Raw genomic sequence first — 22,732 nt, 5'->3', positions numbered from 1 at the left:
GCGTGGGAATGCAGTTCTCGACGCTCTGCGTCGTCAAGAGGACGCGGAGCGTCCAGAAAGGCATGCGACGCAGAGCGCCGCACGATAGTCGCGCCTGCACCGGCACCTTCGAGAGCAAGCTCCCCACAGTAATTGCACGATCAGTTGCTGATCGACAGAATGCTCGCCTGATACGACCCCACGAACGTGTCGAACTCCACCACTTCCTCGGTCGCTTCCAGTTCGGCCTGTTCTTCGATCGAGGTTTTGGCCTGGGCTTCGAAATCTGCCTGTTCCTGAGCGCTCAGCGGGTGAGTGCGGAAGTATTCGGCGTGGGCCTGGCTCTGGCGCAAAGAGAAAGCAGTAAAGCCCTCGTTATGCGCTTTCATGCTGGCCAGCACCTGGGCCGAAGGTGTGAGCGACGCATCGTCGATCTTTGCCTGTTGCACGGCAATCGACTTGATGTGCTCGTCGATGCCCTGGGCCTGATCCAGCAGTCGGGCAATCGGTGTGATTTTTTCCAGCAGCTCGGTTGCCCAGGTCTTGAGATCAACAGGGCTGTTGTTGCGCAGCAGGTTCAGGCCCGGACGGCGACCTTCCTTGACCACTGCCAGGAAGTTCGAGCTTGCATTGGAACACTCATGGCTGGCCAGTTGCTGGCTTTCCTCAAGCGCGCAGTACAGCACGAACGCATCGATGAAGCGTGATTGCTCCAGGCTGATGCCGGTAGGCAGGAACGGGTTGATGTCCAGGCAGCGTACCTCGACGTACTGCACACCACGGGCCACCAGCGCCTGAATAGGGCGCTCGCCGCTATAGGTCACACGCTTGGGGCGAATGTTGGAGTAGTACTCGTTCTCGATCTGCAGCACGTTGGTGTTTAGCTGAATCCACTCGCCGTTCTGGTCATGAGTACCGACATCGACGTAAGGCTTATAAGGCGTGGCCACGGCCTTGCGCAGGCTGTCCGTGTAGCTGACCAAGTCGTTGTAGCAAGGGGTCAGGTCGGCCTGGGCGTCGCTTTGATAGCCCAGATCGCTCATACGCAGGCTGGTGGCGTACGGCAGATACAGGGTATCGGCGTCGAAATGCTGTTCCAGTTGATGTTGGCGGCCGTGCAGAAAGCCCGCATCCAGCGCTGGCGAAGCACCGAACAGGTACATCAGCAGCCAGCTGTAGCGGCGGAAGTTACGGATCAGCGCGATGTAGGAATGCGATTGGTAGTCGCGCGCGTCGCCAGCGAAGTCTTCGGTCTGCTTGAGCAGCGCCCAGGCGTCTTCCGGCAACGAGAAATTGTAATGAATGCCAGCGATGCACTGCATGGTCTTGCCATAGCGCAGCGCCAGGCCCTTGCGGTACACGTATTTGAGCTTGCCAATGTTCGACGTGCCGTAATAGGCAATCGGTATGTGCTCTTCATCGGGCAGCGGGCATGGCATCGACGGGCTCCAGAGCAACTCGTCGCCCAGCTTGCTGTAGGCGAAGCGATGGATCTTGTCCAGGCTGTCGATGGTTTCGGCCGGGTTCTTCAGCGCAGGCGTGATGAACTCCAGCAGCGATTCGGAATAGTCGGTCGTAACCTGACCGTTGGTCAGTGCAGCACCCAGAGCTTGCGGGTGAGGCGTCTGTGCCAGTTCTGCCGTTGCAGTAACGCGCAGGCACTCGCGCTCGATACCGTGCAGGCACTGCTCCAGCAGAGAGAGGTTGTTGCGCTCGCCGAGCAATGCAAGACGACGGTTTAAAAGTTCGCTCAAGGTGTAATCCTTCACGCATCGGTCGCCCCGATATGGGGGTGGACTTGACGGTCTACAAGGGTGAAGAAAGGAACTGGCGTAGTCGCCTGGTTGGTCTGTAGCGCCTGTTCACAATCACTGCTCTATGTCGTACCACCCAAATGGACTCGGCACCACGCTAATGGTGCCGAAATTAACCTAAATGATGTCGATACGGCTAGGTTCTGTTCACAGTGATTGCTTTCATCAGCCTTTATCGCAGTCTAGATGACTGCGAATGTGCCCTGAGCTTTCGCAACAAGCTTGTCGCCCTGAACGACTTCCGCCTCGACGACCAGCGTCCTGCGGCCCGCGTGCAGCACCTTGGCGATGCATAACACCTCGCCATCGGACACGCCGCGCACATAGTTGATCTTGCACTCAATGGTGACACTGCGCTGGTCGAAACCGTGGGAGCTGGAGCAGGCCAGCCCCATGGCGATATCGACCAGACTGAAGATTGCCCCGCCGTGCATCACGTTGCCGCGATTGCGCAGATGCGCCTCCAGCGGCAACGCAACCTCCGCCACGCCCTCGTCCAGACGCCGCAGTTCGCAGCCGAGCATCTTGAAGTAGGCACTTTGGGTCAGATCTTCAGGAATATCCATCAGCGCTTCTTCAACTGCTTGGCATTGGCAAACAGCGAAGCCATTGCGTTGTTGATGGGCGCGGGTGCTGTGGTTTCCTTGCGTGGAGCGCTGTTCTGCTGGCGAGGCGAGGAACCTGGGCGTGCACCGCGTGCACCGTCGACCTTCTCGCCGGGCGTGTCGCTCATGCGCATCGACAGGCCGACGCGTTTGCGCGGAATGTCGACTTCCATGACCTTCACTTTCACCACATCACCGGCCTTGACCGCCTCACGCGGGTCCTTGATGAACTTCTCGGACAATGCCGAGATGTGTACCAGACCGTCCTGATGCACGCCGATATCGACGAATGCACCGAAATTGGTGACGTTGGTGACCACGCCTTCGAGAATCATGCCCGGTTGCAGGTCCTTGAGTTCTTCGACACCGTCCTGAAACTCTGCCGTCTTGAACTCCGGACGCGGGTCGCGACCCGGTTTTTCGAGTTCCTGCAGAATGTCGGTCACGGTCGGCAGACCAAAGGTCTCGTCGGTAAATTTCTTCGGGTCCAGACGTTTGAGAAAGCTCGCATCGCCAATCAACGAGCGAATATCGCGGTCGGTTTCTGCCGCAATACGCTGCACCAGTGGATAGGCTTCCGGGTGAACGGCAGAAGAGTCCAGCGGGTTGTCACCGGTCATCACGCGCAAGAAGCCTGCGGCCTGTTCAAAGGTCTTTTCGCCCAGACGACTGACTTTCTTCAGCGCTGCACGCGTCTTGAACGCGCCGTTTTCATCGCGATGCGCAACGATGTTCTGCGCCAGAGTGGTGTTAAGGCCGGAAATCCGCGCCAGCAACGCCACCGAAGCGGTGTTCACGTCCACGCCCACAGCGTTCACGCAGTCTTCAACCACCGCGTCCAGACCGCGCGCCAGTTTGAGCTGCGAGACGTCATGCTGATACTGACCGACACCAATGGACTTCGGATCGATTTTCACCAGCTCGGCGAGCGGGTCCTGCAAGCGACGGGCGATGGAGACTGCGCCACGGATCGATACGTCGAGGTCCGGGAATTCCTTGGCGGCCAGTTCCGACGCGGAATAAACCGATGCGCCTGCTTCGGAAACCATGACCTTGGTCATTTTCAGACCTGGGTATTTTTTGATCAGGTCGGCGGCCAGCTTGTCGGTTTCGCGGCTGGCGGTGCCGTTGCCGATAGCGATCAGGTCGACCGAGTGCTTGGCGCACAGGGCAGCCAGCACGGCAATGGTCTGATCCCACTGGTTTTTCGGCACATGCGGATAGACGGTGGCGTAGTCGAGCAGCTTGCCGGTGGCGTCCACCACAGCGACCTTGCAGCCGGTGCGCAGGCCCGGGTCCAGGCCCAGTGTGGCGCGTTGGCCAGCCGGGGCGGCGAGCAGCAGGTCGTGCAGGTTGTGGGCGAAAACGTTGATGGCTTCGGTTTCCGCGCCGTCGCGCAGCTCGCCCAGCAGGTCGGTTTCCAGGTGGCTGTACAACTTGACCTTCCAGGTCCAGCGCACCACCTCGGCCAGCCATTTGTCTGCAGGGCGGTTCTGGTTCTGGATGCCGAAGCGTTCACCGATCATCAGTTCGCAAGGGTGCATGGCACCCGGCAGTTCTTCACCGACTTTCAGTGCGGAGCTGAGAAAACCTTCGTTGCGGCCGCGGAAAATCGCCAGTGCACGGTGCGAAGGCATGCTCTTGAGCGGCTCGTCGTGTTCGAAATAATCGCGGAACTTGGCGCCTTCCTCTTCCTTGCCCGGCACCACGCGTGCGCTGATTACCGCTTCCTGTTTGAGGAAGCTGCGCAGCTTGTCGAGCAACGATGCGTCTTCGGCGAAGCGCTCCATCAGGATGTACTTGGCGCCTTCCAGCGCAGCCTTGACATCGGCCACGCCTTTCTCGGCGTCGACAAAACGGGCTGCTTCGGCGTCCGGGGTCAGGCTCGGGTCGTTGAACAGGCCGTCGGCCAGCTCGCCCAGACCGGCTTCAAGGGCGATCTGGCCCTTGGTGCGACGTTTCTGCTTATAAGGCAGGTACAAATCTTCAAGGCGGGTCTTGGTGTCGGCCAGCTTGATGTCGCGAGCCAGCTCCGGGGTCAGCTTGCCTTGCTCTTCAATGCTGGCAAGAATGCTGACACGCCGGTCATCCAGCTCACGCAGATAGCGCAGGCGTTCTTCCAGATGGCGCAATTGCGTGTCATCAAGACTGCCGGTCACTTCCTTGCGGTAGCGGGAAATGAAGGGCACGGTCGAGCCTTCATCCAGTAGTGCTACGGCCGCTGCGACCTGTTGTGGGCGTACGCCGAGTTCTTCGGCGATGCGGCTGTTGATGCTGTCCATAAAACCACCTGGAGTTGTGAGCAAAAAACTGGGCTATGTACGAATTGCCTTGCCTGAATATCGTCCGCCAGCATTTATTTTCAGCGCTGGCGAACCGCCACAAGGCCAGCATTGCCTGACTTTGAGGGCGGCGCATTATACCCGGCGAAGGCGGATTAGGGGATCGGCCGACAAATGTGGTCTTTTTTCGGCGAAAAAGCCTGCACAAGTGCCGCCTCCAGTAAAATCTGCTAACAATGCACAAGGTGCGCATCACCGCAGCTACGCCATAATGCGCCCCGAGATCAGAGGAGCATCCGATGAGCAGCACCGCACAAAATGCTGAAGGCGAAAAAATCCTTATTGTCGATGACGATCCGGGGCTGAGCAGTCTCCTGGAACGTTTTTTCACCAGCAAGGGCTACCGGGCCCGCGCCGTGGCAAACGTGGAGCAAATGGACCGACTATTGGCCCGCGAGGTGTTCAACCTTGTGGTGCTGGACTTGATGCTGCCCGGAGAAGACGGCCTTTCAGCCTGCCGTCGTCTGCGAGCCGCGAACAATCAGGTACCGATCATCATGCTGACCGCCAAGGGCGATGAGCTGAGCCGCATCAAGGGGCTCGAACTGGGTGCTGACGATTACCTGGCCAAGCCGTTCAACCCGGACGAGTTGATGGCGCGGGTCAAGGCTGTTCTGCGTCGTCAGGCTGCGCCTGTACCCGGCGCGCCCGGCAGTGAAGACGAGTCGGTCAGTTTCGGCGACTACGAGCTCTCCCTGGCAACCCGCGAACTCAAGCGTGGCGACGTGGTGCATATGCTGACCACGGGTGAGTTCGCGGTACTCAAGGCTCTGGTCATGCACGCTCGCGAGCCGCTGACCCGTGACAAGCTGATGAACCTGGCCCGCGGCCGGGAGTGGGATGCGCTGGAGCGATCCATCGACGTACAGATTTCCCGTCTGCGTCGCCTGATCGAGCCGGATCCTTCCAAGCCCCGCTATATCCAGACCGTCTGGGGCGTAGGCTATGTATTCGTTCCGGATGGTGCCGGTAATCGCTGATAAGCCGGTTGTCAGCACAGAAGTCCGTCATTCCCGCCAGTTACGTCGATAATCTCTTTCAAGGTTATCGGCGTACTGGTTTTTTGCGTTCGTCCATCGGGTCCGGCCCGCGTTCGGCAAACCTGCGAGCCTCGCTCGCCTTGCAAAGTGTATGGCTGCAGTTATGAAGACTCCGCTCTGGTTTCCGCAAAGCTTTTTCTCTCGCACGCTCTGGCTGGTGCTCATCGTCGTGCTGTTTTCCAAGGCCCTGACGCTGGTTTATCTGTTGATGAACGAAGACGTGCTGGTCGACAGGCAATACAGCCACGGCGTTGCGCTGACGCTGCGAGCGTATTGGGCAGCCGATGAAAATGATCGTGAGGCGATTGCCGAAGCGGCCGGTCTGATTCGAGTCGTGGGCGGTGGCGTGCCGGAAGGTGAGCAGCACTGGCCGTACAGTGAGATCTACCAGCGGCAGATGCAGGCCGAGCTGGGTGCCGATACGGAAGTGCGTTTGCGTGTGCACGCACCGCCCGCGCTCTGGGTAAGGGCGCCGAGCCTTGGGGATGGCTGGCTGAAAGTGCCGCTTTATCCGCACCCGTTGCGCGGCCAGAAGATCTGGAGTGTGCTGGGCTGGTTCCTGGCCATCGGGTTGCTCTCCACGGCGTCGGCGTGGATTTTTGTGCGTCAACTGAATCAGCCGCTCAAGCGTCTGGTCTTTGCGGCTCGACAGCTGGGGCAGGGGCGCAGCGTGCGCTTGCCGGTCAGTGACACACCCAGCGAGATGACCGAAGTCTATCGGGCCTTCAATCAGATGGCCGAAGACGTCGAACAGGCCGGGCAGGAACGCGAACTGATGCTGGCTGGCGTCTCCCATGACTTGCGTACACCACTGACGCGTCTGCGCCTGTCTCTGGAACTGATGAACGACAATGAGTTCTCCGAAGGCATGGTGCGGGACATCGAGGACATGGATGCCATTCTTGATCAATTCCTGGCGTTCATTCGCGATGGGCGTGATGAAGAGATTGAAGAGGTCGATCTGGGGCATCTGGTGCGCGACGTGGTTGCACCCTTCAATAACGATGAAGACAGCATCCGTCTGTGTCTGGAACCTATTCCGCCGTTCCCGCTAAGGCGCGTATCGATGAAGCGTCTGTTGACCAATCTGATTGGCAACGCAAGGCATCATGCCGGTAACGGTATCGAAGTGGCCGCTTATGTATCCGGTGACAGAAACGCGCCGTACGTGGTGTTGAGCGTACTGGACAGGGGCGCAGGCATCGATCCGTCCGAGCTTGATACCATCTTCAATCCGTTCATTCGCGGTGACCGCGCACGCAGCGGCAAAGGGACCGGCCTGGGGCTGGCTATCGTCAAGCGTATCGCTGCCATGCACGGCGGCAACGTCGAGTTGAGAAATCGTTCGGGGGGTGGCCTGGAGGCGCGAGTGCGTCTGCCTTTAGGGCTGATGCTGCCGAGGGATGCTATCTAGAAAGAATCGTAAAGGGCATAAAGCGCCGTGCGGGTCATGGAAAATGTTCGACAGGTCGACGCATTCTTGAGGACTTGCACGGCAGCTTGCCTGACCCGGCCCTTGGCGGAGGTACTCCCTGTACCCCTAGGTCACGCCGATCCATTCGATCAACGCATCCCGGCCCCTTGGTCATGCGCGCACCTTCCTCAGGCCGCACAAACAAGAGAGGTATCGGCTTCTGGAGCCGATACCTTCTTCTGAATCAATACCAGTTAGGGTCTTTGCGCAGCTCTTCATTCAAGAGCTTTTGCATACCCTCGTCAGGCTTACCCAGGTAGCGGTAAGTCGCGTGACGGGTTGGTGATTTATCCGCAGGCAAGCCCGCAGGTACTTCAACCAACATGGCGTAAGCATCTTCCTTATCGAGACTGAAAGCCACGATCAGGCGTTTGCTTTTGCACGTATCGGCAGTTTCGCAAAGCGGCCCGACAAGATACTTATCACCGTCTTCAGTGGCCGCTGTCATCTGCTGCTCGGAAGCGCCGGACAGGTTGATCACCCAATCCGGCAACCGCTCTTCCTTCTTGACGACCTTCGCCCAGGTTGTGCGGTACTCGGGGGCAGAGCTCAAAAGCTCGTTGACCCGAGACTGTCCATCATTGGCTGCCATGACCATGGCGCTGCCGCCCATCAACAGGGCGGCGACCAGTGTGCGAAATGACGTGTGCATTATCAGCCTCGACCGCGACGACCGAAGAAGAACGACACAACGAACATCACCAGGAAGACGACGAACAGGATCTTGGCGATACCGGTAGCCGTGCCCGCGATACCACCGAAGCCCAGTACTGCAGCGACAATGGCGATGATCAGAAACGTGATTGCCCAACTCAACATGGTGATACTCCTTTTTGGTGCCGTTTTAATGTGAATGCTGCGATTTTTCAGGTCGGGTCAGAAAACCCATTTTTGCTGCGGTGCGACTTCATCTACAGATACCAGCCCATCGACAGGGCGAAGGCTCGAGGACGCATCCTTGACCGCTGGGGCGCTTACGCCGCGATAAGAAATGCTGCTGGTCTGGATGAATTGCTGTCTGGCTTGAGTTGCTTCGTTGGCTTGATTCCAACGCTGAAACTGCTGAATGGCGATCAGAGTGACAAGCAGTGCAAGGAGTAGAAAAAGACCTTGCTGAATATGCAGGGGAGAGATACGCAATTGTGCAATACGCTGGCTGTTCATCTGCAAACTCCCCTGGCCTGAGTGGGCATTCAATCTGATGGGTCGTTGTATATCGACCTTATTGAATGGTTTATTGCAGACTGCATGCCAGTTTGTTGGTGTAATTTAAATCCTTTAAAATCAATGGCCTGCGGAGTTTTGCAGAGACGTCCTACCAGCAAGCTGCACGATTACACCTTTGTAATCGTGCGTTCTGCACGAAGCGTTCAGCGTTGTGCGCCTGGGCGATCAGCCTGCGCTACGCGCCATGACCTTCAGGGCGTCGCCATTCACTCCCTTGACGCCACGAATGTTGCGCGCGATTTCCACCGCCAGCTCCTTCTCCGCAAAGTTGGCAACCGCGCCGTTCAGGCTCACCACACCGGCTTTGGTGTCCACTTTGATGTTGAGTCCGTCCAGCGTCCGGCTGTAGATCAGGCTCGCCTTCACCTTGCTGGTGATCCAGGCGTCGCTCATTTCCTCGGTTGGGGTCAATGTCTGGGGCTGGGTCTTGGCAGCGATCGAGTCGGCTGCGCTCAGGCTGATCAGGTTGTTGACGCTGATCACCCCGTCAGTATTGCTTGCCAGGCTGCCCGCCAGCTCTTTGGCTTCGGGGCTTTGCGCGCGGCCTTTGAGGGTGACCACGCCATCTTTACTATCAACATCGATGGTCAGCGCTTCAGTCACGCTGCTCCACAACAATTTGGATTTCACCGTCGCGACCAGCGTGGCATCTTCGAAACGCTGGGCCATGTTGGTTCGCGTACCAGGCTCGCTGGCAACGGCAGGGTCTACCTCCAGCTGGTTGTCGACCTTTTCGATGCCTTTGGTATCCAGCGCAATGCGTTCGGCCAGCTCACGATCAACCTCGTTTTCAACCTTGCCCTTCAGCGTCGCAGTGCCCTGGTCGACGTTTACATCGATCTTGAACGGGCTCAGATGTTTGTTCAGCGCGAAAGCTGTCCAGATCGAACCTTCCTGACGCGCCTCGGCGAGTTGGGTGGGCAAATCAGGTTGGGCGAGTACCGGGCCGCTGCCAAGCAGCGCAGCGGCGGCGGTGATCAGAGCAATCTTTTTCAGTGAAAACATATGAGCGTTCCTTTTGAGATGGGATTTCGTCTCCGAGTGGACGGCTTTAACGACATAAACGCGGATTAATCAGGCTGTTCGCCATTGGGCGTTCAGAAAGCTACCATGCATGCCGAAGAATCAATCAGAATTGACCATGCAACTTGCCCGATGATTCCGAGACTAACTGAGACAATTCATTAAGGAGCGTAGGAAAAATGGAAGCAGCCACTGAGAATCAGGGCCGTATTCTGCTTGTGGACGATGAGTCCGCCATCCTCCGCACTTTCCGGTACTGTCTGGAAGACGAAGGCTACAGTGTCGCCACTGCCAACAGCGCAGCCCAGGCTGACACGCTCATGCAGCGCCAGGTTTTCGACCTGTGCTTTCTCGATTTGCGTCTGGGTGAAGATAACGGCCTGGATGTACTGGCGCAGATGCGTATTCAGGCGCCGTGGATGCGTGTGGTCATCGTGACTGCACACTCTGCGGTCGATACGGCTGTTGATGCCATTCAGGCGGGCGCAGCCGACTATCTGGTAAAGCCGTGCAGCCCCGATCAGCTGCGTCTTGCTACCGCCAAACAGCTTGAAGTGCGCCAACTGTCTGCTCGCCTTGAGGCACTGGAAGGCGAGGTTCGCAAGCCCAAAGACGGACTGGATTCCCACAGTCCTTCAATGATGGCCATTCTGGAAACTGCCCGTCAGGTTGCCGTGACCGATGCCAACATCCTTATTCTGGGTGAGTCGGGGACCGGTAAAGGCGAGCTGGCTCGGGCTATTCACGGCTGGAGCAAGCGGGCAAAGAAGTCCTGCGTCACGATCAACTGCCCATCGCTCACCGCAGAACTGATGGAAAGCGAACTGTTCGGCCACAGTCGCGGGGCCTTCACCGGTGCCAGTGAGAGCACTCTGGGCCGTGTGAATCAGGCGGACGGCGGCACACTGTTCCTCGACGAGATCGGCGATTTCCCGCTGACGCTGCAACCCAAGTTGCTGCGCTTCATTCAGGACAAGGAATACGAGCGTGTGGGTGACCCGGTTACCCGACGTGCCGATGTACGTATCCTGGCCGCCACCAACCTGAATCTGGAAGACATGGTGCGCAGCGGGCGCTTCCGTGAGGATTTGCTGTACCGCCTGAACGTGATCACTCTGCACCTGCCAGCCCTGCGTGAGCGCAGCGAAGACATCCTGACCCTGGCGGACCGGTTTTTGGCGCGCTTCGTCAAGGAGTACGCTCGCCCGGCTCGAGGGTTCAGTGAAGAGGCCCGTGCAGCGCTGCTCAACTACCGCTGGCCGGGCAACATTCGTGAGCTGCGCAACGTCATTGAGCGTGCCAGCATCATTTGTCCGCAGGAGCGTGTGGAGATCAGCCACTTGGGTATGGCCGAGCAACCGGCGAACAATGCGCCGCGTGTCGGCGCCGCCTTGAGCCTGGACGAGCTTGAAAAAGCACACATCGGAGCCGTGCTGGCGACCAGTGAAACCCTTGATCAGGCTGCCAAGACGCTGGGTATCGATGCGTCGACGCTTTACCGCAAACGTAAACAGTACAACCTGTGAAAGGCCTCAAATGAAGCTGGCCATGAAACTGCGCACCCGCCTCTTTCTGAGTATCTCGGCACTGATCACCGTTGCTTTGCTCGGACTGCTGCTGGGGCTCGTCAGCGTCATGCAAATGGCCCGGACTCAGGAATCACTGATCCAGCATAACTTCGCCATTCTGGATCTGGGTTTGAAGCTGCGCCAGAACCTGGGTGATCAGTTGGTGTTGATGACGGGTGCCAACCGCGATCAGGCTGAGCTGGAAAGAATCCAGAATCAGTTTGAAGAGCTGCTGGAAGAGGGCTCGGTACAGGACACCCAGCAAAACGTACGCAATGGTTTCGAAAAGACCAAGGGCGATTACCGGCAATTCATCGATACCTGGAAACAATACGGCAACGATGCGCGAGGCATACGCGGCGTCCCGCAACTGAGTGAAAGCTTCGACAACCTGCGTAACGGCTTGCTGGCTGTACATCGCAAGGCGCTGGAGAACATCAGCAGCGCCGAAATCAACTCCCGTGATCGTGCACTGTGGATCGCGGGATTGCTGGGGCTGGTCGGGCTGGCGGTGCTGTGTATCGGCTTTGTGACTGCGCACGGTATCGCCCGGCGTTTCGGTGCGCCGATCGAGGCGCTGGCCAAGGCTGCCGATCGCATCGGAGAAGGGGACTACGAAGTCACGCTGCCCATTTCGTCGGCCGCCGAGATGAACCTGTTGACCCGGCGATTCGGCATCATGGCCGAAGCCCTGCGTCAGCATCAGGCGACCAATATTGATGAATTACTGGCTGGCCAGCAGCGTCTGCAAGCGGTTCTCGACAGTATCGACGATGGTCTGCTGATGATTGATCGCCAAGGGCATCTGGAGCACTTGAACCCTGTGGCTCAGCGTCAGCTCGGCTGGGACGAGAGTCGCCTCGGGCAGAGCCTTGGAGATGCGTTGGGCCGACCTGAGCTGGATGAGCAATTGCATCTGGTACTGCGTGGCGGGACGCTGGAGCGGGCGCCGGAAGACCTGGCCATCGAAATCGACGGTGAATCGCGCCTGCTGACCTACAGCATGACGCCGGTCAGTCATACCAAAGGGCATATCCTGGGCGCGGTGATGGTGCTGCATGACGTCACCGAACAGCGTGCTTTCGAGAGGGTGCGCAGTGAGTTCGTCCTGCGCGCTTCGCATGAGCTGCGCACGCCTGTCACGGGTATGCACATGGCATTCGGTCTTCTCCAGGAGCGCCTGCATTTCGCCCCCGAAACCCGTGAAGCCGATCTGCTCAATACGGTCACCGAAGAAATGCAGCGCTTGATGCAACTTATCAATGATCTGCTGAATTTCTCGCGTTACCAGAACGGTCTGCAGAAACTCAAACTGGCACCGTGCTCCATCGAAACCTTGCTCGAAGAAGCCAGGGCGCGATTCGAGGACAAGGCCCTTGAGCAGGACATCGTACTGATGCTGGATATGCAGGAGCCCATGCCGCGCCTGCATGCCGATCAGTCCCAGCTGGAGCGGGTGCTGGACAACCTGCTGGACAATGCGCTGCGGCACACGCCGCAGAACGGTCTGATTCGTCTGCAGGCCAGGCGTCATGGCGAGCGGGCGATCATCAGCGTTGAAGACAACGGTGAGGGCATTGCCTACGGGCAGCAGGGACGAATCTTCGAACCCTTTGTGCAGGTCGGTCGCAAAAAAGGCGGGGCGGGACTCGGGCTGGCGCTGTGCAAGGAGATCGTCCAGCTGCACGGCGGTCGCATGGGGGTTTATTCAAGGCCGGGGCAGGGCACGCAGTTCTATATGGCTCTGCCGCTGTAACGGCATGGTCTTGCAGGCGCTGCATGTCTGCCCTTCATAAGCGCATCAAATATCAGGTTGTGCCCTGATCAATTGACGCGGTTAAGCACCTGCAGGATGGCTGCGCTCTGTGCATCAGGTTCGCCGTCGAAGCGTGCCGGGCGGTAGTGCATCTGGAATGCCGCCAGCACCTGACGCGTGGCGGTGTCGAGCTCCCCGGTCTGCGGGGTGCTGTAACCCAGACGTGCCAGTTGTTGCTGGAACCAGCTAATGCTCGGCAGGTTGGTTGCGAGTACTGCCTGACGCTGGGCAACCAGGCGTTCGTCAGGCCAGATGCCGAGCCCTTCGGCAGCAAGGCGCTTCCAGGGGAACAGCGGGCCAGGGTCCTGTTTGCGCGTCGGCGCTATGTCGCTGTGGCCGATGATGTGTTTTGGATCGATTTTGTTGCGTTTGACAATGTCTTTGAGCAGCACCGTGATCGACTGGATCTGGGCTTCAGTGTAGGGGTACCACAACCGGCCTGTCGGTGTGTCCTTGAAGCCGGGGTTGACGATTTCGATGCCGATCGAGCTGGAATTAAGCCAGGTACGGCCTTCCCATTCGCTTTCGCCAGCATGCCAGGCGCGGGCACTTTCATCGACCAGCTTGTAGATCGTGGCCTTGCTGTCATCGCCAATCAGATAGTGGCTGCTGACCTCGCCATGGGTCAGAAGCTGGAGGGATTTCTCCATCGAAGTGGAGGTGTAATGCATGATCACGTACTGAACCCGGCCATCGAAATTCACCGATGGATGGCTGGTGTCCAGCCTGGGGCCACTGGCGCAGGCAGTGAGGATGAGCAGCAGAAAGGCAGAGAAATACAGTTTCATGGGATCGGCAGCGTCAGCGGGAAATGCAATATCATAACAACATGCGTGCAAATAGCTTCGGCATTGACGTGCTCGTTCAGGTCAAAATGTTTCAGTCAGCCTTGTTCGACCCTGTTTCGGCCATTTTCCTTGGCCTTGTACAGCGCCTGATCGGCGCGCTTGATCGCAGTGTCACTGCGTTCAGCCGTTCGAAAAGCCGTCACTCCAATAGATACGGTGATCGTCACGCGCTCGCCCTTGAAGTGAAACGGGCATGACTCCACCGCAGCGCGCAGTTCGTCGAGCAGCGTAAGCCCGGTGCCGAGAGGTGTCGCAGGCAGCAGCATGACAAATTCCTCACCGCCAAACCGGGCAAGAAAATCGTCGCTGCGCAGGCGTTTCCTGAAAACGTTGGCGACGATCTTCAGCACTTTATCGCCCGCCAGGTGGCCATAGCCGTCATTGATGCGCTTGAAGTGGTCCAGGTCCAGAATGCACACCAGCAGGCTGTTTTTCTCGTGTTGCCACCTGGTCATCTCCTGTTCGAGGCGTTCGCCCCAGGCTGCGCGATTGGGCAGGCCGGTGAGCGGGTCGATCAAGGCCTTTTGGCGCTGTTCTTCCAGGTGAGTCCTGAAACCCAGAGCTTCCTGCTCCATGCTCGCAACGCGGGCCGAGAGACCCTGCAGCCGCGAGGCAACTTCCCGCTCGCGCGCGTCACGCTTGAGCTGATAGTGGTCCATGGTGCTGAGCAAGCCTTCAAAGCGGTTGTCGAGTACCTGCTTGAGACTGGTCAGGTCGGAGGCGTCCTGAACACTGATTTGCAGGCCGCCCACCTGTTCGCGTAACTGTTCGTTCAGGTCGCGGGCTGTGGACTGATCCTCGGCATGATCTTCACTGGCAGCCTGCAAGTGGCTCTGAAACGATTCGAGCCGCTCATTGAGCTGCTTGAGGTAGGTGCTGAATTCCTGTTGGCCGCCGTTGTTGATTGCCAGCATCAGAACTGCCAGATCGTCGAGGATAGGCAGCAATTCGTACCAGTTGAGCCCATGTTTCAAACGTAACTGCATGTCCTCGACCTGCGGGCGGAAGTGCTCCGACAAGGTCAGGTCATCGAGCAGGCCCAGCAGCGTTTCCTCGATGTGTGCGGCCACCGAGCTGTAGCTGGGTTCTGGCGACGAGGGCAACGAATAACCCTCTTCGCCGTCTACCGTCTCGGCTTCTGATTCGGCATCTTCTTGCGGTTCTTCCAGTGCCTGGATGATTGGCGCAGGCCGTTGCTGGTAGGGCACTGAAGGAACGGGGCCCAGCAGGTCGGTGTAATCGATCGGCTCGACAGGGACAACCGCAGGTTCGGTGACTGTTTCGGCCAGGGCTGGAGCAAGGGCTGCTGCGGCTGGCGATGGCACAGGTGTTTCAGTTGCCGTAACGACAATGGTTTCGGCTTCGGAAACCGGCGGCGGCAGTGTGTATGCGTCCTTTGTCTTCTGGTTGGCGATGTCGGGGACAATGGCAGCTTCGACTTCAGATGCGGCAACGTCTATCGGGGCGTGAGCGTTCTCGGCCTCAGGCTCCACGTGCGTCTCATGCGTTTCCTGAGCAGAAGAGGCGTTTTCGGGGTGGGCAGCCTCGGGAGGGTGCTCATTGCCATGTTCGTCCCGCGAACCGAACAAACGCTGCAGAAGCCCTTGGCGTGGACCCTCTTCGTGCTTTTCGAGCAGGGTCAGGGCCTGGCCCTGCAAACCACTCAATTCGCTGAGCAGCAAGGGCAGTTCGCGCGCCTGCGATGCACGTTCTTCAAGGTCCTTGGCAAAGCGCTTGAGTGGCTTGCGTACCTCTCGTGGCAGCGGCAGCGCCTGCAGTTGTGAAACCAGTGCGGTCAGTGCCGAGCCAATTTGCCCGACCCGCACTTCACGGCGATGTTCGGAGTCCAGCACGGCCTTTTCGAGGCGCGGAATCAAGGCTGCCAGACCGGCGTCCATATCGTCCTTGCGGACAATTTCGCGCATTTCCTTCATGCATTCATCGACGGCGCGGTCAGAGCCCTCCGCCGCCAGACTGCTGCGTACCAGACCGCGTCGCAACAAATCGAGCCGCGCATCCCAGCGCTTTTCGAGCTTATCCTGTTGCTCGATTCCCTTGAGGTACTTCTCTTTCCAACGCTCTGCGTCGTCGCTCATGCAAGGCTTCCACCAGAGGGCACAGGCAGTGAGTCCCCACGCAGTGAATCTGGCAGGCGAATCTCGACAGCAACCGGCAGGTGATCGGAAATGGGCTGCGCCAGTACCTGTACGCGTTCAAGCGTGAGGGTCGGGCTGAGCAGAATGTGGTCAAGGCAGCGTTGTGGCCGCCAGCTCGGAAAGGTCGCTTCGATTTGGGGTGCCAACAGGCCCAGATCGCGTAGCGGCGAGTGTTCCAGCAGGTCATTGGCGTGGGTATTCATGTCGCCCATCAGCACTTGATGGCGATAACCGCCGATCAGGTCGCGAATGTAAGCCAGTTGCCGGGTTCTGGTACGAGTGCCCAGAGCCAGGTGCATCATGACCACCACCAGCGCATCCTCGCCTTCGCCGAAGCGGACAAGAATTGCCCCGCGCCCGGCCGGACCCGGCAGCGGATGATCCTCGATCTTGGTCGGGCGCAAGCGACTCAGCACACCATTGCTGTGTTGGGCGAGGCGACCGAGATTGCGATTGAGCTGTTGATACCAGTACGGAAAGCCACCCAGTTGAGCAAGGTGCTCGACCTGATTGACGAAGCCGGAGCGCATGCTGCCGCCATCGACCTCCTGCAATGCGACCAGATCGAAATCGTGGATCAGATCGCCAATTTTCTGCAGGTTGCCCGCCCTGCCGCCATGTGGCAGCAGATGCTGCCAGCTGCGCGTCAGGTAGTGGTGGTAGCGTTGGGTACTGATACCCACCTGGATATTGAAACTGAGCAAACGCAGCCTGCCGTCTTCCGGCAGACCGTTTTGCGTCAGATGATGTTCGTTGACCTGCGGGTCATGCAGGCCAACGATACGGGTGCTGCCCTTGCCCCAGCGGCGCATGGCGGGCGCTTACTTGGCGGCTGTAGCAGCCGCTCGCTCTTTGGCAATCAATTGGTCGGCAACTTCCAGGGTCTTTTCCGGACCGCCGGCAGAACCCAGGTCGAAGCGATACTTGCCGTTGACGATCATGGTCGGAACGCCAGTCACCTCATACTTCTTGGCCAGTTCCTTGTACTGCGCGATCTTGCCTTTCACGGCGAAGGAGTCGAATGTTTTGAGGAAATCGTCCTTGTTGATGCCTTGAGTGGCTACGAAATCAGCCATGTCATTCTTGTCGGTCAGGCGCTTGCCATCCTTCTGAATAGCTTTGAATACGGCGGCGTGAACCTTGTGCTCGACACCCATGGTGTCGAGGGTGATGAACAACTGGCCGTGGGCGTCCCAAGGGCCGCCGAACATGGCCGGAATGCGTACGAACTTGACGTCGGACGGCAGTTTTTCAACCCACGGATTGATCGTTGGCTCGAACGCGTAGCAATGCGGGCAGCCATACCAGAACAGCTCGACGACTTCGATTTTGCCCGGCTCTGCTACAGGCACAGCGCTTTTCAGCTCGACATATTGTTTGCCGGCCTCGATGGGCTCGGCAGCCTGGGCGGACATACCGAACAGACTGGCGGCAACCAGAGCGGCGCTGATGATCAGATTACGCATGCTTTACTCCTGAACAGATTGAATCGCCTTCAAGCGACGGTGGTTTCGACCGAACGCGAAAGCCTGAGTTCGTTAGTGTAACGCTGAGGTTGTAAAAATGGGCGACCACGGACGGCCTTTTTGCATAAGGAGTGAAGCAGGTCATGTCTGAATGTTCCAGCCGCCAGCCAGAGCGGCCCGATACAGTGCCAGTGTGGGCCGGGGGGCAGGTGTGTCATTATATGCGTACGCATCCAAACGAAACCGACACCTCTTGCCGCTCCCTTTGCAGGCAGGGCCTTCACCGGAAATCACATGCAACTCAAAAACCCCATCCTCGGTCTGTGCCAACAGGCCACGTTCATGCTCAGCGCCGCCAAGGTCGACCAATGTCCCGACGACGAAGGGTTTGAAGTCGCTTTTGCCGGTCGCTCCAATGCGGGCAAATCGAGCGCGCTGAACACCCTGACCCATGCCAGCCTGGCGCGCACCTCCAAGACACCGGGGCGCACTCAGTTGCTGAACTTCTTCGGGCTGGATGAAGATCGACGTCTGGTCGACTTGCCCGGCTACGGCTACGCCAAAGTGCCTATCCCGCTCAAACTGCACTGGCAGCGCCACCTGGAAGCCTATCTGGGAAGTCGCGAAAGCCTGAAAGGTCTGATCCTGATGATGGATATCCGTCATCCAATGACCGACTTCGACCTGTTGATGCTGGACTGGGCCATCGCCAGCAACATGCCGATGCACATTCTGCTGACCAAGGCCGACAAGCTGACCTATGGCGCTGCGAAGAACACGCTGCTCAAGGTTCAGGCCGAAATTCGCAAAGGCTGGGGCGATGCAGTGAGCATCCAGCTGTTCTCGGCTCCCAAGCGCATGGGGCTGGAAGAGGCTTACACCGTGCTGGCCGACTGGATGGAGCTGGAAGACAAGGCACCTGCGGAGTAAATCGCAGGCAAAAAAGACCCCGGACTTCGCATGGGGAGGGGGAAGTTCCGGGGCTTAAGGTCCAGATCTTAGGGTGGGATCTGGATAACTGCCAACACTTAACACAACTAGGAGCACGATCGATTTTTCAATCAATCGGGACGTCTGACTCCTGTCCAAACGGTTAAGTTCCAGCAATGAAGAAAAGTTCACATTTCCTACAGGGTTTGACGAACCTGCTGACAGGTTCGCCTTTTCAGACTCAGTGCGCCTCGTCCCAGTTGTTGCCGACCCCGACTTCCACCAGCAGCGGCACTGCCAAGTCTGCTGCGCCACTCATGTGTGGACGGATCTGTTCACTGATCTGATCGACCAGGTCTTCGCGCACCTCCAGCACCAGTTCGTCATGCACCTGCAGAATGACCCGCGCATCCAGACCGGACTCTTCCAGCCAGCCATTCACGGCCACCATGGCTTTCTTGATGATATCCGCTGCGGTGCCCTGCATCGGCGCGTTGATCGCCATGCGCTCGGCACCTTTGCGCAGCGACTGGTTCTTGGCGTTGATGTCCGGCAGGTACAGGCGACGGCCGAAAATGGTCTCGACAAAACCCTGCTCGGCGGCCTGCGCACGTGTGCGCTCCATGTAATCCAGCACGCCGGGATAGCGGGCGAAATAGCGGTCGACGTAAGCCTGTGACTGTTTGCGGTCCACGCCAATCTGCTTGGCCAGGCCAAACGCGCTCATGCCGTAGATCAGGCCGAAGTTGATCGCTTTGGCGCTGCGGCGCATGTCAGTGGTGACGTTTTCCAGCTCGACGCCGAAGACTTCCGCTGCCGTGGCGCGGTGAACGTCCAGGTCGTTGCGGAAGGCATGCAGCAAGCCTTCGTCCTGTGCCAGATGCGCCATGATGCGCAGTTCGATCTGCGAATAGTCGGCCGCCAGCAGCTTGTAGCCCTTGGGGGCCACGAATGCCTGACGGATGCGCCGGCCTTCAGCGGTACGGATCGGGATGTTCTGCAGGTTCGGATCGCTGGATGACAGGCGCCCGGTCACCGCCACTGCCTGATGATAGGAGGTGTGAATACGCCCGGTGCGCGGGTTGATCTGCTCCGGCAGGCGGTCGGTGTAAGTGCTCTTGAGCTTGCTCATCGAGCGGTATTGCATCAGTACCTTGGGCAGCGGGAAGTCCTGCTCGGCGAGTTCGGCCAGCACGGCCTCGGCAGTCGATGCCTGGCCGGTGGCGGTCTTGCTGAGGATCGGCATGCCGAGTTTTTCGTAGAGAATCACACCAAGCTGCTTGGGCGAGCCCAGGTTGAACTCTTCACCGGCAATGGCGAAGGCTTCGCGCTCCAGCGCGGTCATCTTGTCGCCCAGTTCCACGCTCTGGATGCCCAGCAGGTTGGCATCAACCAGTGCGCCCTGGCGTTCGATACCTGCCAGGACGGGCACCAGCGGCATCTCGATGTCGTTCAAGACCGGCTGCAGGGTTGGAATTGCGGCCAGACGCGCTTCGAAGACTTCATGCAGGCGCAGGGTCAGGTCGGCTTCTTCTGCAGCGTAATTGCCAGCCTGTTCGATGGCGATCTGGTCGAAGGTCAACTGCTTGGCGCCTTTGCCGGCGATCTCCTGGAAGTTGATCGGCGTGTGCGTCAGGTACTTGGCCACCAGGCTGTCGCGGTCGTGGCGAGTGGCGGTGGAGTCCAGAACGTAGGACTCCAGAATAGTGTCGAACCTGACGCCCTGCAGGTCGATGCCTTGGGTCTGATCGCCGTCGAGCGCGCAGTTGGCAAGCAGGTTGATAGCGAACTTGGCGTGTTGACCGACCTTGGTTTTATCCGGGTCTTCAAGCAGCGGCTTGAGCGCCTTGAGTACTGTGTCGCGGTCCAGTTGCTGCGGCACCCCCATGTAGGAGTGGGTCAGCGGAATGTAGGCGGCTTCATGGGTTTGAATGGCAAAAGACAAACCTACCAGTTGCGCGCGCTGGGCGTCGGTGCCGTTGCTCTGGGTCACAAAGGCGAACAGCGGCGCGGCGTTGAGCTTCTTCAGCCACGCGTCGAACTGGCTCTGTTCAAGAATGACTTCATAGGCGGCTTGCTTTGCCTCGACGGTTGGCTCTTCGACGGCCAGCTCCTGCCCGGCGCGTTTGGCATCACGTTGCAGGTCTTCGATCCAGCTTTTGAATTCCAGCTCGGCGTACAGCTCCATCAATTTGTCGCGGTCCGGCTCGCCGCAATGCAGCTGGTCCAGTTCGATGTCCAGTGGCACGTCGATCTTGATAGTTGCCAGTTCATAGGACAGGAAGGCCATCGCACGATGCTCTTCAAGCTTGGCCGCCAGGGTCTTGGCCCCACGAATAGGCAGGGTCGCGACCGTTTCGAGGCGTTCGTAAAGCTCCTTGATTCCGCCGCCCACGCCAACCAGCAAGCCGACGGCAGTCTTTTCGCCGACGCCGGGGACGCCAGGTATGTTGTCGACCTTATCGCCCATCAGTGCGAGGTAGTCGATGATGTGCTCCGGACCGACGCCGAACTTCTCTTTCACGCCAGCCACGTCCAGCACGCTGCCGGTCATGGTGTTGACCAGGGTGATGTGTCCGTCGACCAGCTGCGCCATGTCCTTGTCACCGGTGGAGATGATCACCGGACGGTCTGCCGCCGCGCTGCTGCGCGCCAGTGTGCCGATCACGTCGTCTGCTTCAACGCCTTCCACGCACAGCAGCGGATAGCCCATGCCCTTGACGCAGGCATGCAGCAGATCGACCTGCACGCGCAGGTCATCCGGCATGCTGGGCCGATTGGCTTTGTAATCGGTATACAGCGCGTCGCGGAAAGTCCCGCCCTTGGCATCGAAGACCACCGCAAACGGGCTGTCCGGGTACTGGCGACGCAGGCTTTTGAGCATGTTGAGCACGCCCTTGACGGCACCCGTCGGCAATCCTTTGGACGTGGTCAGTGGTGGCAGTGCGTGGAAGGCGCGATAGAGGTAAGAGGAACCGTCTATCAGGACGAGCGGCGCTTGGGTCATGAGCAGAATCAACCTTTTCGGCGGGGTCGGCGCTAGAATGCGCGGACCATTGACGACAAAGGGACAAGGTTATCATGAGCAAGGTAAATCGACTGATATTGACCGGCCTGTTGGCACTTTGTCCTTTGCTCGCAGTTTCAGCAGAGGATCCACCTTCGGCGGCCCCGGACGTTACTATCCGCACCGACGGGGACAAAACCATTCAGGAATACCGCCAGAACGGCTTTCTGTATGCTGTAAAGATTACCCCCAAGCACGGCAAGCCCTATTTTCTGGTGCGATCCGATGGTACAAGTCCCAATTTTATCCGTTCGGACCAACCGGACATGCTGATCCCGGAGTGGAAAATATTCGAATGGTAGCCACCTACATTCACTTTAATTGCTGGCAGTTCTGACATGTCCGTTTTTACCCCGTTGGCCCGGCCCGAGCTGGAAGCATTTCTCGCCCCTTACGGGCTCGGCCGTCTGCTTGACTATCAGGGCATTGCCGCCGGTAGCGAAAACACCAATTACTTCATCAGTCTGGAGCAGGGCGAATTTGTTCTGACACTGGTCGAACGCGGCCCGGTGCAGGAGATGCCATTCTTCATCGAACTGCTCGACGTGCTGCACGATGCCGATTTGCCGGTGCCTTACGCATTGCGCACCACCGACGGTGAGGCCCTGCGGCAACTGGCGGACAAACCGGCGCTTCTGCAGCCACGTTTGCCGGGCAAGCACATCAGCGAGCCCAATACCCAGCACTGCGTACAGATTGGCGAGCTGTTGGCCAACCTGCATCTGGCGACCCGTGAGCAGGTGTTGGAGCGCAAGACCGATCGAGGTCTGGACTGGATGCTGAGTGAGGGGCGCAATTTCCTGTCGCATCTGGGCGAAACCCAGCGAGCCTTGCTGGAAAAGAGCCTTCAAGAGATCGAAGACTTCAAGCCGCAAATCATGGCGTTGCCGCGTGCCAACCTGCACGCGGACCTGTTTCGCGACAACGTCCTGTTCGAAGGCACGCACCTGACCGGGCTGATCGACTTCTATAACGCCTGTTCCGGGCCGATGCTCTACGATCTGGCGATTGCCCTCAATGACTGGTGCTCGCGTGAAAACGGCCAGCTCGATGCTGTTCGCGCCCGTGCGCTGCTGGGGGCTTATGCGGGTTTGCGACCATTCACTGCGGCGGAGTCGAAGCTCTGGACGACCATGTTGCGCATCGCCTGCGTACGTTTCTGGCTGTCACGTCTGATCGCCGCCGAAACCTTCGCCGGTCAGGACGTGCTGATTCATGATCCTGCGGAATTCGAGTGCCGTCTGGCTGAGCGCCAGGAAGCGCACATAGCCTTGCCGTTTGCGCTATGACTTAAATCCAGGCAAATCATCGTTCCCACGCTCCGCGTGGGAATGCAGTTCGTGACGCTCCGCGTCACACAGCAGTGCTGCGATGTGG

Annotated in this window: 19 protein-coding genes; 7 read left to right on the top strand and 12 right to left on the bottom strand. The window is 58.7% G+C overall.

The features are described from left to right. Window positions 1-140 precede the first annotated feature (140 nt). The 3 genes from gshA to RYC17_RS26170 all read right to left on the bottom strand — a co-directional run bounded on the left by gshA (window position 141) and on the right by RYC17_RS26170 (window position 4,680). Complete coding sequence (gene gshA, locus RYC17_RS26180) at window positions 141-1,733, bottom strand: glutamate--cysteine ligase (RefSeq protein WP_316904745.1); 1,593 nt, start codon at window positions 1,731-1,733, stop codon at window positions 141-143. A gap of 242 nt (window positions 1,734-1,975) precedes the next feature. Beyond that, window positions 1,976-2,359 carry a PaaI family thioesterase gene (locus RYC17_RS26175; protein WP_004655264.1) on the bottom strand — a complete coding sequence of 128 codons (384 nt, stop codon included), beginning with the start codon at window positions 2,357-2,359 and terminating at the stop codon, window positions 1,976-1,978. Continuing rightward, window positions 2,359-4,680 (bottom strand): Tex family protein, encoded by a 2,322-nt coding sequence (locus tag RYC17_RS26170; protein ID WP_002555675.1) that lies wholly within the window; start codon window positions 4,678-4,680, stop codon window positions 2,359-2,361. Before RYC17_RS26170 ends, RYC17_RS26175 begins: the two co-directional genes overlap by 1 nt. 299 nt (window positions 4,681-4,979) lie before the next feature. Here RYC17_RS26170 and ompR point away from each other — a divergent pair, with 299 nt between their 5' ends. Continuing rightward, entirely contained in the window at window positions 4,980-5,720 is a 741-nt protein-coding gene (gene ompR / locus RYC17_RS26165; RefSeq protein WP_002555676.1) for a two-component system response regulator OmpR, read from the top strand. Window positions 5,721-5,883: 163 nt separating this feature from the next. Beyond that, a complete protein-coding gene (locus RYC17_RS26160; protein ID WP_004655259.1) occupies window positions 5,884-7,194 on the top strand; it encodes an ATP-binding protein in 1,311 nt (436 codons plus the stop codon). Between the two features lie 244 nt (window positions 7,195-7,438). Here RYC17_RS26160 and RYC17_RS26155 read toward each other — a convergent pair whose 3' ends face one another. From RYC17_RS26155 to RYC17_RS26140, 4 genes are all read right to left on the bottom strand, one after another. After that, a complete protein-coding gene (locus RYC17_RS26155; protein ID WP_316904744.1) occupies window positions 7,439-7,906 on the bottom strand; it encodes an inhibitor of vertebrate lysozyme family protein in 468 nt (155 codons plus the stop codon). Window positions 7,907-7,908: 2 nt separating this feature from the next. Then, window positions 7,909-8,073: a DUF1328 domain-containing protein gene (locus RYC17_RS26150; RefSeq protein ID WP_002555679.1), complete on the bottom strand. Its 165-nt coding sequence runs from the start codon at window positions 8,071-8,073 to the stop codon at window positions 7,909-7,911. Window positions 8,074-8,130: 57 nt separating this feature from the next. Continuing rightward, entirely contained in the window at window positions 8,131-8,418 is a 288-nt protein-coding gene (locus tag RYC17_RS26145) for a hypothetical protein (RefSeq protein ID WP_002555680.1), read from the bottom strand. 228 nt (window positions 8,419-8,646) lie between these two features. Further along, window positions 8,647-9,486, bottom strand: coding sequence for a BON domain-containing protein (locus RYC17_RS26140; protein WP_316904743.1), 840 nt, complete (start codon window positions 9,484-9,486; stop codon window positions 8,647-8,649). A 197-nt stretch (window positions 9,487-9,683) separates the two neighbouring features. Between RYC17_RS26140 and algB the strand changes: the two genes are divergently transcribed. Further along, complete coding sequence (gene algB / locus RYC17_RS26135) at window positions 9,684-11,030, top strand: sigma-54-dependent response regulator transcription factor AlgB (protein WP_005744816.1); 1,347 nt, start codon at window positions 9,684-9,686, stop codon at window positions 11,028-11,030. 10 nt (window positions 11,031-11,040) lie between these two features. Then, a complete protein-coding gene (locus RYC17_RS26130; protein WP_316904742.1) occupies window positions 11,041-12,828 on the top strand; it encodes a KinB sensor domain-containing domain in 1,788 nt (595 codons plus the stop codon). 68 nt (window positions 12,829-12,896) lie between these two features. On the opposite strand, the gene RYC17_RS26125 is transcribed toward RYC17_RS26130, so the two are convergent. The 4 genes from RYC17_RS26125 to RYC17_RS26110 all read right to left on the bottom strand — a co-directional run bounded on the left by RYC17_RS26125 (window position 12,897) and on the right by RYC17_RS26110 (window position 17,358). Next, a complete protein-coding gene (locus RYC17_RS26125; protein WP_230017304.1) occupies window positions 12,897-13,676 on the bottom strand; it encodes an N-acetylmuramoyl-L-alanine amidase in 780 nt (259 codons plus the stop codon). Between the two features lie 95 nt (window positions 13,677-13,771). Continuing rightward, window positions 13,772-15,832 (bottom strand): diguanylate cyclase, encoded by a 2,061-nt coding sequence (locus RYC17_RS26120; protein ID WP_316904741.1) that lies wholly within the window; start codon window positions 15,830-15,832, stop codon window positions 13,772-13,774. Next, complete coding sequence (locus RYC17_RS26115; protein ID WP_122258911.1) at window positions 15,829-16,704, bottom strand: endonuclease/exonuclease/phosphatase family protein; 876 nt, start codon at window positions 16,702-16,704, stop codon at window positions 15,829-15,831. Before RYC17_RS26115 ends, RYC17_RS26120 begins: the two co-directional genes overlap by 4 nt. Window positions 16,705-16,713: 9 nt before the next feature. Then, window positions 16,714-17,358: a thiol:disulfide interchange protein DsbA/DsbL gene (locus RYC17_RS26110; RefSeq protein ID WP_122258910.1), complete on the bottom strand. Its 645-nt coding sequence runs from the start codon at window positions 17,356-17,358 to the stop codon at window positions 16,714-16,716. Between the two features lie 294 nt (window positions 17,359-17,652). Here RYC17_RS26110 and yihA point away from each other — a divergent pair, with 294 nt between their 5' ends. Then, window positions 17,653-18,288 carry a ribosome biogenesis GTP-binding protein YihA/YsxC gene (yihA, locus tag RYC17_RS26105; protein WP_005731658.1) on the top strand — a complete coding sequence of 212 codons (636 nt, stop codon included), beginning with the start codon at window positions 17,653-17,655 and terminating at the stop codon, window positions 18,286-18,288. 241 nt (window positions 18,289-18,529) lie between these two features. Here yihA and polA read toward each other — a convergent pair whose 3' ends face one another. Further along, window positions 18,530-21,295 (bottom strand): DNA polymerase I, encoded by a 2,766-nt coding sequence (gene polA, locus RYC17_RS26100; protein ID WP_316887542.1) that lies wholly within the window; start codon window positions 21,293-21,295, stop codon window positions 18,530-18,532. A 74-nt stretch (window positions 21,296-21,369) separates the two neighbouring features. Between polA and RYC17_RS26095 the strand changes: the two genes are divergently transcribed. Continuing rightward, window positions 21,370-21,657, top strand: coding sequence for a DUF2782 domain-containing protein (locus RYC17_RS26095; RefSeq protein WP_058402755.1), 288 nt, complete (start codon window positions 21,370-21,372; stop codon window positions 21,655-21,657). 36 nt (window positions 21,658-21,693) lie between these two features. Continuing rightward, window positions 21,694-22,644: a homoserine kinase gene (locus RYC17_RS26090; protein WP_316904740.1), complete on the top strand. Its 951-nt coding sequence runs from the start codon at window positions 21,694-21,696 to the stop codon at window positions 22,642-22,644. The last annotated feature ends 88 nt before the right edge of the window (window positions 22,645-22,732 follow it).

Source organism: Pseudomonas syringae group sp. J248-6, assembly GCF_032586995.1.
GTDB lineage: Bacteria > Pseudomonadota > Gammaproteobacteria > Pseudomonadales > Pseudomonadaceae > Aquipseudomonas > Aquipseudomonas amygdali.
The sequence above is the reverse complement of the archived record's forward strand: the minus strand, read 5'-3'. Positions and strand labels throughout refer to the sequence as shown.